At 60.3% G+C, this 14,025-nt stretch carries 11 protein-coding genes; 3 read left to right on the top strand and 8 right to left on the bottom strand.

Translation table 11 applies throughout. The features are described from left to right. Positions 1–2 precede the first annotated feature (2 nt). Both JEY66_RS06390 and JEY66_RS06385 read left to right on the top strand, forming a co-directional pair. Positions 3–1,457: a GntP family permease gene (locus tag JEY66_RS06390; RefSeq protein WP_016839867.1), complete on the top strand. Its 1,455-nt coding sequence runs from the start codon at positions 3–5 to the stop codon at positions 1,455–1,457. Positions 1,458–1,826: 369 nt separating this feature from the next. Further along, the gene (locus JEY66_RS06385) at positions 1,827–2,228 is read left to right on the top strand and encodes a hypothetical protein (protein ID WP_075969019.1); all 402 of its coding nucleotides are present in this window, start codon (positions 1,827–1,829) and stop codon (positions 2,226–2,228) included. Positions 2,229–2,887: 659 nt separating this feature from the next. Here the strand turns inward: JEY66_RS06385 and JEY66_RS06380 are convergent. From JEY66_RS06380 to JEY66_RS06355, 6 genes are all read right to left on the bottom strand, one after another. Next, on the bottom strand, positions 2,888–4,633 hold the full coding sequence (locus tag JEY66_RS06380; RefSeq protein ID WP_016839863.1) for an oleate hydratase: 1,746 nt from the start codon (positions 4,631–4,633) through the stop codon (positions 2,888–2,890). Positions 4,634–4,673: 40 nt separating this feature from the next. Continuing rightward, complete coding sequence (locus JEY66_RS06375; protein ID WP_018268828.1) at positions 4,674–5,432, bottom strand: glucose 1-dehydrogenase; 759 nt, start codon at positions 5,430–5,432, stop codon at positions 4,674–4,676. A 22-nt stretch (positions 5,433–5,454) separates the two neighbouring features. Further along, positions 5,455–7,119 carry an oleate hydratase gene (locus tag JEY66_RS06370; protein WP_198390619.1) on the bottom strand — a complete coding sequence of 555 codons (1,665 nt, stop codon included), beginning with the start codon at positions 7,117–7,119 and terminating at the stop codon, positions 5,455–5,457. 497 nt (positions 7,120–7,616) lie between these two features. Beyond that, positions 7,617–8,372, bottom strand: coding sequence for a hypothetical protein (locus tag JEY66_RS06365; RefSeq protein WP_018268830.1), 756 nt, complete (start codon positions 8,370–8,372; stop codon positions 7,617–7,619). Continuing rightward, positions 8,335–9,180, bottom strand: coding sequence for a hypothetical protein (locus JEY66_RS06360; protein WP_016839856.1), 846 nt, complete (start codon positions 9,178–9,180; stop codon positions 8,335–8,337). The genes JEY66_RS06365 and JEY66_RS06360 overlap by 38 nt, the downstream gene beginning before the upstream one ends. Positions 9,181–9,673: 493 nt before the next feature. After that, positions 9,674–9,946: a hypothetical protein gene (locus tag JEY66_RS06355; protein ID WP_157183397.1), complete on the bottom strand. Its 273-nt coding sequence runs from the start codon at positions 9,944–9,946 to the stop codon at positions 9,674–9,676. Positions 9,947–10,835: 889 nt separating this feature from the next. On the opposite strand from JEY66_RS06355, the gene JEY66_RS06350 reads away from it, so the two are divergent. Beyond that, positions 10,836–11,000, top strand: a complete 165-nt coding sequence (locus JEY66_RS06350) for a hypothetical protein (RefSeq protein WP_018268832.1) — start codon at positions 10,836–10,838, stop codon at positions 10,998–11,000. Between the two features lie 123 nt (positions 11,001–11,123). On the opposite strand, the gene istB is transcribed toward JEY66_RS06350, so the two are convergent. Together istB and istA are read right to left on the bottom strand one after the other, a co-directional pair. Continuing rightward, positions 11,124–11,936 (bottom strand): IS21-like element ISBj11 family helper ATPase IstB, encoded by an 813-nt coding sequence (istB, locus tag JEY66_RS06345; RefSeq protein WP_018268833.1) that lies wholly within the window; start codon positions 11,934–11,936, stop codon positions 11,124–11,126. Next, complete coding sequence (gene istA, locus JEY66_RS06340) at positions 11,933–13,447, bottom strand: IS21 family transposase (RefSeq protein WP_026191828.1); 1,515 nt, start codon at positions 13,445–13,447, stop codon at positions 11,933–11,935. The genes istB and istA overlap by 4 nt, the downstream gene beginning before the upstream one ends. Positions 13,448–14,025 lie beyond the last annotated feature (578 nt).

Below are 14,025 nucleotides of genomic sequence, written 5' to 3'. Positions count from 1 at the left end.
CCATGGGCCTCGTCGGGATCCTGGTTGCCCTTGGCCTGCTCATCTGGCTCTCGTTCCGCGGATGGAGCGTGCTCCTGCTGGCGCCGGCTGCCGCGATCGTCGCTGCGGCTTTCGCCGAAGAGCCCTTGCTTGCCCATTGGACGCAGACTTTCATGGGCGGCGCTGCGCAGTTCATCGCGCAATTCTTCCCAATATTTCTGCTCGGTGCGCTGTTCGGCAAGCTGATGGACGACAGCGGATCGGTCCACGCGATCGCTCATTTCATGAGCACCAAGCTCGGGGCGCGTCGCGCGATCCTTGCCGTGGTGCTTGCCGGCGCGGTCGTCACCTACGGCGGGGTAAGCCTTTTCGTCGCCTTTTTCGTTTTGGCGCCTATGGCACGGGAAATGTTTCGCGTCGCGAACATCCCACATCGGCTCATGCCGGCCACCATCGCTCTGGGCACCTCTACATTCACGATGTCGGCAATGCCCGGAACGCCCGCGATTCAAAATACGATTCCGATGCCGTTCTTCGGAACCACGCCGTTTGCCGCGCCCGGATTGGGCATCGTCGCGGCGGCGATCATGCTTGCATTCGGGCTCTGGTGGCTCCGCCGCGCCGAGGGATCGGCACGCAAGACCGGTGAAGGCTATGGCGGAGACGCAGAGCTCGTCAGCGGCGCGGTCGCTGACGATCAGTTCATCCGCGAGCGCGCGACATCGTCCCACGAGTTCGATCCGGCCGAACTAACGCATGGCAAGCGCGGCGACGTGCCGCCACCGATCGGCACGGCGATCATCCCGCTTCTCGTGGTCGTGGGCGTGAATCTGCTGATGTCGCTCCTGATCCTGCCACGGCTCGATTTCTCGTTCCTCGCGCAGGAGCGCTGGGGCGGGACATCCCTTGCCGGCGTCGCCGGGGTGTGGTCGGTCGCAGTCGCTCTCGCCGCCGCCGCGGCGACGCTCATCGCGCTCAATCGAGCCCGTCTGACGGATCTAAGGGCGAGCATGGATGCCGGCGCAAACGCCTCGGTGCTCCCCATTTTCAGCGTGGCGAGCCTCGTCGGCTTTGGAGCCGTCGTCGCTGCGCTACCGGCCTTTGTGTCGGTGCGCGACTGGGTACTGTCGATCTCCGGCGGTCCTATCGTCTCTCTCGCCATCGCGATAAACGTTCTTGCTGCCTTGACCGGATCGGCCTCCGGCGGATTGACCATTGCGCTCGATGCCCTTGGTGACACTTATTTGCAGATTGCCCAGACGTCTCACATTGACCCGGCGCTCATGCATCGCATTGCCGTGATCGGTTCCGGCACCCTCGATAGCCTACCGCATAACGGTGCCGTCGTGACGCTGCTTGCGGTCTGCGGTTCGACCCATGGCAAGAGCTACTTCGATATGGTGATGGCCAACATCGTTGGGCCGATCATCGCCTTGGCCCTCGCCATTTTTTTGGGTTCGATGATCGGATCATTCTAGGAGGGACGACGAGGACGCTATCGACGCGATCTTGTCCGCCGTAAGGGCCGACTTCGAACTCGTGAGCCGTTATTGAAGGCCTGATTGGCCTGTATCGACGTGCGACCTTACCGCCTCGGGCAGCGCCAGCGAGCTACGCATAGCCGGCGCCCATCAGAGGTTACCGCGGTTCTCAGCCTCTGAGCCGGAGACGAGTGAACATTCCGGCAAGTGGCGCGCAGAGTGCGCAATTTGCAGTGTGATCACGCGCTACCAAATGAGGTAGGTATGACATGTTGGCGGTTGTGGTAGCTTCTCAAGGTTGATGATCGAAGCTGAGCAGCGAACAACTCAGCTCGTTACAATCCCCCTTAGGCTAGGAGACGTCGAATGACCGCGAATATAACCGAAGACGAGAAACGCGAACGGCGGGCACGTCCAGAGCCCGGACTGGCCCAGGCATCGGGCGGCGGCCCCGACGGCTTCAGAGAAGCAGCGGCATCACGCATTCCATTAATTTTTCCGGAATGGGAAAAATCGATCGAAGCGACAAGGCACCTGTTCGCGACGGCACTAAAGGACGGATTAAGTTTCGCCGCTTCCTCTCTGCACGACCAGGCCAACTTTCTGAGAAATCTTTCCGACTCCAAGACTCCCTCGGAGCTCCTGAAGTGCCACCTGGACTTTGCGGAGAAGTTCTGGTCGAAGTCGTTCAGCCAAGGCTCGAAGATATTGGATCATCTCAAACCACAGCCATCATCTGCGGCAAGCCAAGCAATCCACCGAGCTTGAAGCAACGGCCCGACCGTACTCTGCTTCATCCGGGACCACACGTCGGCGGTCGGGGACGTTGTGGATACTGCATTCGGCTCGACCTGAGAGCACCTCCGTCCGCCTCCCGCTCGATATGGAGCTCAGATGGCGCATCGAACGCGATTATCAAGCAACGGTCGGCCATCAGCATTATGTGAAGGCGCGATGGTTGCGGCTTCCAATACCACGCCATGTTATGCATCGCGCCCGAAGGAGGACGTTTCCGTCCTCCCGATCTCATCGGCTGGAGTCCGAAAAACCTCAAACTTCTCAGAAATCAAAGCCCCTGCACTCCCGCTCAGAACCGAGCGTCATGCCGAATTTGGTCACTACCATGGCAGCGGCTCCTCAAGAGCGTCGTTGGCTGGACGCCTAGATGTCCGAGTTTGCGCAATCCGAGCGAGGCCCATGCGTCCGATCTGTGACGCCTCAAGAACCGGTTTTCATGTCCGATTTGACAGGATGGTAGCCTCGCGTGCGCCGTCATGCGCAATATTATGAGTGCGCCGCTTTCGGCCCTCGACGAAGCATTCGCCCCTTGCAATTCACTCTCGTACGAGCAGTGGAGAACAGAGCTCTCCAGCTGCACAAGACAGGTGGGACCGCACAAGGCCCCCTCACCTGGAGATCGATGATATTCATTGAGCAGTTTTGCCGGGCTCCATAGCGTCGATATTCTTCAGCATTAGCTCGCGCAAGAGCGTCGATCCGGGGATTCTGACTTCCTTGCCGTCGCGCAGTCTGCCGATTGCAGCGAGCAGCTTGCGGATATCATAGGTCGAATTGAACACCTCCGGCACACCGCGTTCAACGTTGAGGAGCGTGTAGGCGGCTTCCATCGCAGTGCGAACTGAGTATTCGGTCGTGAAGATGCAATCGCGCTCCGCCGACTCAGCAAACTGGCCGATGAAGGCAAAATTGACAGCGCCTTTGGGCACAACATTTGGTCGATCACCCGCCTGCCGCGGCATGAAGAAAGATGTGACGTAGGGCATCATCACCGGCACTGTTTTTGCGGCTGTCGCGGCCAGTCCCGGTATTTCATCGATCGGCACGCCGAGGTGATACAACCATTCCTGCGTAATTTCCTCGCCCGTGCAATCTTGCATCGGTTTGTTCACGTAATCGCCGGGCTTGTCGACGAAAAGTGAATAGAGCCAGACGACGATCTGATCACTGGGCTGGTGCTTGAAATGCGGTTGACGGTTTACAGTCCAACTGAGCAGCCAGTTCGAATCCTTCGCCGTGACGACCCCTCCCGTGACGACCTTGCCGCTGAACGGATCGCGTTTGGCGATCTTGCGGATATAGGCCGGAATGCGCGCGTCAAGAGTCGTGATCGTCGCCGATTCCCATTTTGTTGCAGGGATATTGCCGCCGAAGACGTCCGGGCGGCCGAAAGCCGCGTCCTTGGCCGCAATACGCCGCCACAGATCCCAAGCTGGCGCCGGGCCTTCATCGAGCCTGGAGGGCGTGTGATGGTCTCCCTTGTCCGAGTTTTCAGTGAGCGACCCGATCGTTATGAATACGAGATCGTCGGCGCCAAGGCCGATACCGCCGGCGACGCCATCCTCCAGCCAGTGGATGGCCGTGGCCTGCTTGCATCCGGCCTTTAAGTCGAAATCGACATCGGTGACTTCGACGTCGTAGCGGAAGTTGACGCCCTGCTCCAACAGCCATTTGCACAACGGTAGAACCAGCGATTCATACTGATTGTACCTGGTAAACTTCAGCGCACTGAAATCCGGCAGGCCTCCGATATGGTGGATGAACCGATGCAGATAAAGCTTCATCTCCAGGGCGGAATGCCATTCCTCAAAGGCGAACATCGTCCGCCAATAAAGCCAAAAATTGCTGCAGAAAAACTCTTTCCCAAACACTCCGTCGATGCGCTTGTTCTCCATCTCCTCACGGGAGGCAAGAAAGACGGCAATCAATTCCTTCTGCGCTTCTTCGCTCAGAGTGAAAAGGCCGTCGGTACGCGCATCCTGTCCCCGGTTCACCGTCGCCCGCTGCAGCGAGTAGTTCGGATCATCCTTGTTCAACCAGTAGAATTCGTCGAGCACGCTGGCACCTTCGATTTCCAGCGACGGGATCGAACGGAACAAGTCCCATAGGCACTCGAAATGATCCTCCATCTCGCGGCCGCCCCGGATCACGAAGCCCCTTCCCAGGTCTTGGTTACCGTCGAGCGCTCCACCGGGGATCTTCAGCCGTTCGAGGATGGTGATCCGGTCGCCACGCATATGGCCATCGCGGATCAGGAAGGCCGCACCGGAAAGCGCCGCCAGGCCCGCACCGACCAGCCACGCCGTCTTGCTGTCCGCACCTTCGGGTTTGCGGGGGCGGGCAAAGGCTTCGTAATTTCCGCTACCGTAATACATGGAACATTCCGTCCGATTGGATCGACAATCCTTGGGCTCATTAAAAGGTGTTCTCGGGCGCCAGGCATTTGCGCGGGACGCCGATCGTTAAACCGCCATCGATCACGATCTCGGAACCGGTAAGGTAGCTGGACTCGTCGCTGAGTAGAAACAAGACTGCCTGCGACACTTCCTGCGGCTCGGCTGCCCGCCCGAGTGGAACGGGGAAAAGGGAGGACTCGAAACTCTCGGTCATCGGGGTGGCAATGAAGCCGGGATGGATCGAGTTGATGCGGACTCCCGAGGCTGCGGCTTCCAGCGCAGCGGATTTTGTTATGCCCCGAACGCCGAACTTGGAAGCGACATAGGCGTGGAGCCCGGCACTGCCCCGCAGCCCCTCGACCGAGGAGATGTTGACGACCGAACCTCCGCCGGCGCGCCTGATGGCCGGCAGGGCCGCCTGCATTCCGAGGAATACACCGGTCAGATTGACGGCGAGGGTCTTGTTCCACTGATCGAGCGGGAACTGCTCGATAGGGGCCATGTTGGCGATCCCGGCGTTGTTGACCAGCCCATGCAGCGCGCCGAAGCGCCGCTCGGCGCTTGCGACCGCCTCGGCCCACTCCTTCGGCTGGGTAACGTCCTGAGGGACATAAACCGTGGATTCGCCCAGTTTAGCGGCGAGAGCCTCTCCTTCTATATGAAGAATATCAGTGATTACGACCCTCGCCCCCTCAGCCACCAGCAGACGCGCGTGAGCCGCACCCATCCCGCGAGCCCCGCCGGTCACCAGAATAACCTTGTTCTTCAAACGTCCCATGATCCTTGCCTCGTGCCGTTGGTCAATGGCGGTGCAGCGTCTTCCAGGCGTCGAAGAGGACGCGGGGATCATGCTGGCCCTTATAAAAGGGCGAGACCGGACGCTGGATGTCGAGCAAGCCGAAAACGGCGGTCTGCGCCGCGCGCACGGAATATTCGACGGTAAAGACAACGTCGTCGGGAATCTCGCAGAACTGGCCGATGAAGGCGAGGTTGCGCGAGCCCTTCGGGATGACCTTCGGCCGGTCGGTCCTCACGCGCGGCATGAACTGGGCGGTAATGTAAGGCATCATCGCCGTTATGACGCGCGAAGTGTCGAGGATGTGCGGAATACTCTCTGTGAATCGCAGGTGCGAAAGCAATTCGATGAGAATTTCACGCCCCGTGCACTCCGACATGGGCTTATGCACGAAGTTACCCGGCTGATCCGGGAAGAGCCCATAGCCCCACCACACCAAGACATTCTTCGGCTGTTCGTAAAAGTGCGGTTGACGATTAAGGACGACGGTCAGGAGCCAATTGGAGTCTTTGATCGTTACCAGTCCGCCCTTGCCGGCTCTGCTGCCGGAAAAGGCTTCGAGCCGGTCGAAGAAGCTCGAATCGTCCGCCGTGACTGTGAAGGATTCCCATTTGGACTGGTCGATCCTGGAAACGAAGACGGCGGGGCACCCGAAGTCTGGACTCTTGACAGCCAGACGTTCCCAAAGTTCCCACGAACCTCCATTTCGCGTCGTATTCAGCGCCGGAACCGTGTCCATCGAACCGTAGCTGGTATCGGATGTCATTGATCCGTTGGTCACGAACACTAGATCCTGTTCAGCCAGATCGATGACGCGATCTTCACCGCCCTGCCGATAGTGCAAACGCGTCGCGGTCTTCTGCCCGCCTTCGATCACAACATCAATATCGGTCACTTCCGCCCCCATCTCGAGCCGCACGCCCCGGGCCTTCAACCATGCAACGATCGGGCGGACCATGGCGTCGAACTGGTTGAACTGCGTGCGGTAAATGCCCGCCATAGTGTCGATCGTCGAGAACAGATGCAGGAAGCGTAGACAGTAGCGCTTGAACTCGATCGCACTATGCCAAGGCGCAAAAGCAAAGGTCGTGGACCAGATGAACCAGAAGTTGCTGCGGAAAAAGTGGGGTTCGAACCAGTCCTGGATCGTCCTGATGTCGAGCACCGATTCTGGAGTCGCGCAAAGCGCGATCAGGTCGAGCCGATCCCTCTCCCTGAAACCCAGATCGGAGACGTCGACGATCTGACCGCCCGAAACCAGACGCGCCCTGTCGTTCCAGAAGAACTCCTGATGGAACTCCATCAGCTCGTCCTTCGCCGATTTCATGGGGTCGGCAATTGAGGGGATGAAGGACAACAAGTCGTAGGTGCAATTGAACCTTTCCTCGAACATGCGGCCGCCGCGCATGACGTATCCATCCTTCGGATTGCCATGCGCGTCGAGGCTTCCGCCGAACAGCTCCATCTGCTCGAACAGAACGATATTCGGGCCCGATAGCCCGCCCTCCTTGACGAGGTAGGCCGCTGCGGCCAAGGCAGCGATGCCTGTTCCGACCAAATAGGCGTTGCGAGGAGCCACCTGCTTCGGTGGATCAAGGCGGGAAACGAGAGAAGCAGAGCACATAAAGTTCTCCGGCATGTAGCGGTTGGAAATATAGATTCCATGCAATCGGCGCGCCGATGGCGGCGCGTGCTAAAAATATGATCGCGAACCACCGTTCCCGAGACTGCAATCAGCAAGCGCCGAAGCTCTTCGACGTACACAAGCCATATGCAGACGCCGTCGGGCGCCTGACTATAAGCAGCAATAGCGCCGCGTTGATCGGAATCGATCAAGTCATACCAGCAGCGGCTGTGCGCCGCGCAAGGAGCTGGTTGCGGGCCCTGCTTGAAGACGGAATGCAAGCGTCGTCATGTCGGGCTTCCAACCGACCCGTCGCCAACCAGACAAGACAGAAAGCAACTGGACAAGACAGAAATTGAGTTGGTTCCGGTTGTCGCTTTTGCCAAACCCGACCATATTGCAGCACGACGATGCCAAGGTGACGTTACAAGGTGCTTGGTCAGCGACCGGGTCGAGTTCGAGCGCAAGCACTAGCGGTCCTTGCCGCCTCGCTAAAGTCTTTCGGGATGGCGCGGCACTCTTCGCCTAGAGCCCGTGAGCCTTCATTTCGTCTGCAAGGTGCTCCAAACTCTGAGACTTCGGGCTGTGAGGCTGGCACTGGCCAGTTCTCTCCAGGACTTCCGCACCTCCATCCAACGGCCCTTTCGAGCGGGCAGGGTGTCGAGCATTTTCTCGGCAATCGGTGCAAGGCGCGCGGCTTCCGAGTTCGGGTCGCACTTAGCATCTTCGAGAATTTTAAGAGCGGTCGTTTCGGACCGCCTCCACCCCGACTCGGTGAACCTGCTCTCCGCGAAATACTCAAAACAGGTCCGGAACGTCAAAGCGCGGCCGATGATCGTATGGGCTGGCAAGCCCGCCTCACTCAGCCACCTCCGAAGACAGTCACACCACACTCGGCTGCTGAGGTCGAGAAAGTCCGCACCTTCGAAGACCAAAAGCGCCGCCATGCCAGCGATCTCGCATTGCACCCCGTCGTCCTGTTTTTCGAACCAAGCCCGGATTGCATGCAACGGCGTCACCGGCCGATTCACAACCGGTACCTGCGCCGTGCCGGCGCGATGGAACTGAACCACGTTTTCCAGCGGTGGCATGCGCGGCCACGGCCTCCCCTCTGCGTCCCACAAGACCCAGCGCTCGGCGATCTTCTTTGCCTCTTCGGGAGACCTGCTTCGCCAAAGCTCCTTGAGCGCCTCATTGACGTAATATGAGACGTCAGCTTTCAGACCGCATGTACGTGCTATTGCCGCGAGACGACCGGCGTCAATCAGCCGTGCCGCGAAATTGTTCTCTGCGTTCATTTGCCGAGGCCTTGCGTGCCCTTTCTAGTACGTCCCGTTCATCCGGCTCGATGTGATCAAACCAAGAGCCCGGGGGAAATGTCGCAATACGCTTGGCAAGGAAGGATTGCGGCTCCCACTCTTGTCCCTCGCGCTTCTCGAAGGTGATGACCCCCTTGCGGGTAAAATAACGGGGTCCCGGAATATTGCAGTTCACCAAAAGCAGCACGCGCCACAGATCACCTTTCGTGGCCTGATTCTCGTCCACCTTCGGCAAGCAATCCACGCTAACAGGTTCAACGATCGTGCAACGGCCGTGCCCGAGGAGATTACCCAGCTTGCCTTGCGCGGTCGTGACGAAGTTGAAATTGGTCGGATCATGCAGAAAGCGAAGGTTCACGTTCTTTTCGCCGTCAGCGACTTCACCGGCAATCAATGAGAGCGCGAAGGCCCGCCAGCTCAATTCCATCGGCTTCGCATATGTCGACGCAATCTTAATCGCTCCGTCCGGCCTGACCTTCCAGGTGATAACGTATTCTTCGAGTGATCTGTGGTGGCGGTGCCTAGTCCACGAAAGAAAGACATACTCAGATTGATCAATTGCTCCGGCAACTCCCCACGTTCGTGGGACGAAGTGCGCCACCTTCGCGACCCTGGAAATAATTTGCTCTACTGTCTCGCCGTCTTGTGCTCGCCACATCGACTTGACCTTGTCGACAAGTGGATTGTCGTCGGCGCGAACACTGTTGCTCGAGGCGGCCTCAGCCAGGCAGATCAGCAGCAGGCCGAGACAGAACCAAAGCACGCGTCTTCCAACCATTTTGTTCATAAGTCCGCCCATCCACTCTTGTCGACACGCCAATTCTAAAGCGGACCAACCGCCGAACGCGCTATTCGCGAAAGATAGAAGTTAGCGGCGACGTGACGCAGGTGCCTGCCAGTGTCGCGCACGAGCAGGCGCCGTCCCCCGTCTATGTCACGCGCCGCCAACCTCGGGGGCCAGCCACAGCCTCAACTTGCGATGGTGGCCATGCCCAAGGGAGGGCACCCCGGGCATATCGAGGGTCTGCATTCTTCGTGCCAGGCAATGGCCGGCAGTTCGCACCATGCTTGTGTTGGCCTTGTCTGCTTTCCGACTTGTGCACGTCTTAATGTTTGCACCTAGGGCCTATCCAGAACGACTTCATGTCGATCGTTGTCGGCCTCGCAATCATCGACAGCGCAAGCGAACGTCTTGCTGCCAGTTCCGACACGGATGAAAAGCCCCTAGCTTACCGTCATCGCCGTTGTTTGAGTCGGCGCTGTTGCACCATGGTCGACGCTCAAGCCCGGCCGCGCTTTTGCACACATGCGACCAAGGCTTCCAAGGCGGCGACTTGGCGCTCCTGGAGCCTGAGGGCGGCATCGGCCAGCTGTGCTTGGCACTCTACAGCCGCGACGATGCGGCGCCGCTCTTCAGGGCGAAGCGCTTCGACGTCGGCATCGAGCAGGTCCTCGGCTTCGAGCAAGCGGATAATGCGGCCGCGCGTTCGGATCTCTGCACGCGCAATGGCGCGTGTCAGCCTGTCGTCCATCTCCTCGCCTTCGCTATTCATGATTGGAGGCCCACGCTTCCACGCCATCGCGTCGGTATGGGCCTCGATTCGCTCAGCGCCGATCCGTGCTGCTCAACGATTTCGTGAGCATCTGCCTGATGGACCGACTCACAAACGGCCTTACCAGCCACCCGAAGACACCTACCGAAAAGACACGAACCGCAACACGCCGAGCACACCCCAAACAGCCATTTTGATTGTGGGCCTCTCTGCGTTGAGCTGGTTCAATATGCCTACGTTGGTCCAGTATCGGTAAAAACACGACCGCGAGGCTCCTACCAGAAATGGCGGGCATCCCAAATCAACGCGCTCGCTCAGCATGCTGCTGGCTCCACAAATGTCTTGCGCCTTAGTCAACTACTGAGCTTGGTTATTGATGGAGAGGACCGACACATGGCAGTCGTCCCCGATGAACCATCGGGGAGTCAATTCGTATGAAGAACGTCCTGCTGGGTGCAGTATGGGTCATCGGGCTGTTGACTTCTTCTTTTCAACCGGATTCGTGGGCGGTCCGCCTGGCGCACTTGCAGGGACCGCGCGTATTGGTCAGGACGTTGATATCGGTTTGGTCGGCGTGAACTACCGCTGGGGTGGCGCGCCGGCTGCGAGATATTGAGTCGCCAGGACGAACGAATTTTTGAAGTCGTGACCGGCTGAACCGCCGTGTTTTTCGAAGGTAATGACTCAGCGAACTCCCTCCACGCGCAAGTGGATGAGCGCGTCATGCGCATGCTGCCGCACGACCTACCTCCGGGCAGCCGTTGAGGCTAGTCAGGGGCATGTTTCCTGATCGCGTGCGGCCGCGCTGGGTTGACGGCATGCATGTCCGATGGCTTCGAATTTGCAGGATCATCGGTACGAGCCGACCTCATGGCGACGGCTACTCCCGATGCGCAGCAAGATGGGTGGTTGGATAGTGACGGTCGCCATCTTCAAGGATGACAGCGATGAGGACAAAGAGCTCAGGCACGCAACGTACGTGGTTGCCGTCAACGATCCAGCAGAAGCCGTGAAGCTGAGCCTGAAAGACTACGGCGCCAAGGCCCGAATATAGCGCGACAATCTGGCTGGGAAGCGCGCGACAATCAGGATGGCGAGTCAGTGTCGCGGCGTGGTGATGATTGCCGCGATGATTGTCGCGCGCAAGAGTTTTGTTGGTTCTGATTGTCGCGGAGCGTCAATCAGCGAGAGTTTTCGGTGTCGCGTGCGAGGGCGGCCGTCCTGGACCACGTTTTCGTTCGAGCGCGGTGCGGCGGCGATAGCTCTCGACGTTCATCTCGACGATGGTGGCGTGGTGAACGAGGCGATCGATGGCAGCGAGGGTCATGGCGGGGTCCGGGAAGACCCTGTTCCATTCGCCGAAGGGCTGATTGGCCGTGATCAGCATGGAGCGCCGTTCGTAGCGCGCGCTGATGAGCTCGAACAGCACGCTGGTCTCGGCCTGGTCCTTGGTGACGTAGGCGAGGTCATCGAGGATCAGCAAATCGAAGCGATCGAGGCGATTGATGGCAGCCTCGAGGTTGAGCTCGCGCCGCGCCACCTGGAGTTTCTGGACGAGATCGGTGGTCCGGGTGAAGAGGACACGCCATCCGTTCTCGATCAGGGCCAGGCCGATGGCTGCCGCCAAATGACTCTTGCCGCCGCCGGGCGGGCCGAACAGCAGCAAATTGGCGCCCTTGCCCAACCAGCCGTCGCCAGCGGCGAGCGCGGTCACCTGCGCCTTGGAGATCATCGGCACGGCCTCGAAGTCGAAGTTGTCGAAGGTCTTTCCGGCTGGCAGCCGTGCGTCGACGAGATGGCGCTCGATGCGACGGCGGCCGCGTTCGGCGATCTCGTGCTCGGCAATGGTGGCGAGGAAGCGGGCCGCCGGCCAGCCTTCCTTATCGGACTGCTCGGAGAACTGTGGCCACAGCACCTTGATGGCGGGCAGCCGCAGCTCGTTGAGCAACAGATTGAGGCGCGCGGTGTCGACTGTGTTGGCCGTGTTCATGCGGCGTCTCCGATCTGGCTGGCGCCGATGAGGCACTCGTAGCTGGCGAGCGGGGCAAGCTCAACCACGACCTGCGGCACGCAGGCGGGATCGGGCGCGAACTGGGCGCGCAGCCGTCCGAGGTCGGGCAGTTGGCCGACGTCCAGGTCGGCGGCGAGCTGACCGGCGAGTTCGGCCTCGCAGCCGCGCTCGTGCGCCAGCGCAAGCAGATCGACCATGAGCCGGCAGGCTTTCCTGTCCGGCAGCCGTTCGCGCAAGCGATCGAAGGTTCGGCGATAGGCATCGCGCGGGAACAGCCGATCACGGTAGACGAGATTGAGCAGCGCCATTGGCTTACGCCGCAAGGAATGGATCACGTGCCGATAATCGACGACCTGGTCGTGCTTGCCGTTGGGATACGGCCGCCCACGCGGCAGGGTGACGAGATGGGTGCCGCCGACGAACACGTCGAGACGATCGTCGTAGAGGCGCACCCGCAGCTGGTGGCCGATCAGGCGTGACGGCACGGTGTAGAACACCTTGCGCAAGGTGAAGCCGCCGCTTGACGTCACACGGACAATCACCTCCTCGTAGTCCGAGGTGCGGCGATCCGGCAACGCCTGCAGGGTGGCGCGCTCGTGGTCGATCCGCTTGGCGTTGCGGGCATTGCGGCGGCTGACGATCTCGTCGATGAAGCCGCGGTAGGCGGCGAGATCATCGAAGTCGGCAGTGCCGCGCAACAGCAGCGCATCCGCAATCGCCCGCTTGAGATGGCCATGCGAGCTCTCGATCGCCCCATTCTCATGGGCGATGCCGCGGTTGTTGCGGGAAGGCCGCATGCCGTAATGGGCGCAAAGGTCCTCGTACCGCCGGGTCAGATCGTCCCTCGCGTCGCGGTCGAGATTGCAGAAGGCGGCCGACAGGCTGTCGGTCCGATGCTCCCGCGGTGCGCCACCGAGCGACCACAGCGCATTCTGCAGCCCTTCGGCCAAGGCGACGAAGCTCTCGCCACCGAGCACGACATGGGCGTGCTCAAACCCGCAATAGGCCAGCCGGAAGTGGTAGAGGCGATGATCGAGCGGCGCTCCGGCAATGGTGACCCCCAGCTCGCCCATGTCGGTGAAGTCGGAGAGGCCGACCTGGCCGGGCTCGTGGGTCTGGCGGAAGATGACCTCCTGCTCCTCGCCGTGGATCACCCGCCAGGCGCGGATCCGGCGCTCCAGCGTGCGGCGGATTCCGGCCCCAAGTTCAGGGTGCCGTCGCAAGATCTCCTCGAAGATCGCAACCGGCCGCACGCCGGGGGCGGCCTTCAGCATCGGCACCACCTCGGCCTCAAACACGTCGGCCAAGGGATCCGGCCGGCGACTGCCGCGGGCTCCTTTCTTCTGCGATGGTAGGCGGGGATCCTTCTCAATCCGATAGGCTGTTGACGTGCTGAACGACGCCTTGGCGGCGGCCGCTGGCGGGGTATCGGTCTGACGGTACTTCATATAGAGCCTCATCTGGTGATCGGTAATGTGTCGGCCTGGCACGCAAGTGATTCCTCTTGGCGGAAGAACCACTTGCATAACCAGCCGGCCGCGATCACCAGACGGCGCGGTCCCTTGTGGACCGCGCCGTCGCCGAGCTCGTAACTCCGGTCGGGCTACGCCCTCCCTGCGTCACGAGCTCGGCGCCCCTCTCTCATCCTGATTGACGCTCCGCTTCCATCCAGATTGCCGCGCGGCACCCGAATGCTAAACAGATCGAGGAAGAACAACTGCAAAGGCCCAGGCTTGCAGCCCGGCAAGCTGATCGCCATACACGATGACGAGATCGACCCAATCACCGCGCGGCCGCGACGTCACTAAGCGCTGCAGGTCCGATCTCGTTCAGTAGCGTCCCGGTTGATGACGCGCATGTCCGGAAGTCGCCATCGAAGTGCGAGTAGCTGTTCGAGGTCGCGCTTAAGGCGCAGCGTTCTGCATCTGTTTAAGCGGAGAGGCGGTGCGATCGTTTGACACGCTGGTTGCTGAGACATGTATGGCTCGGCTGCTCATATGTTCACGCCCCCATGAGACAGCAAAGCCTCTTCATGCGCAAACTCGCGCGGGTGGCCCTCCAGCCGCCC

The organism is Bradyrhizobium elkanii USDA 76 (genome assembly GCF_023278185.1).
Taxonomy (GTDB): Bacteria; Pseudomonadota; Alphaproteobacteria; order Rhizobiales; family Xanthobacteraceae; genus Bradyrhizobium; species Bradyrhizobium elkanii.
Note: the sequence above shows the minus strand (reverse complement) of the source record. Positions and strands in the feature narration are given on the sequence as shown.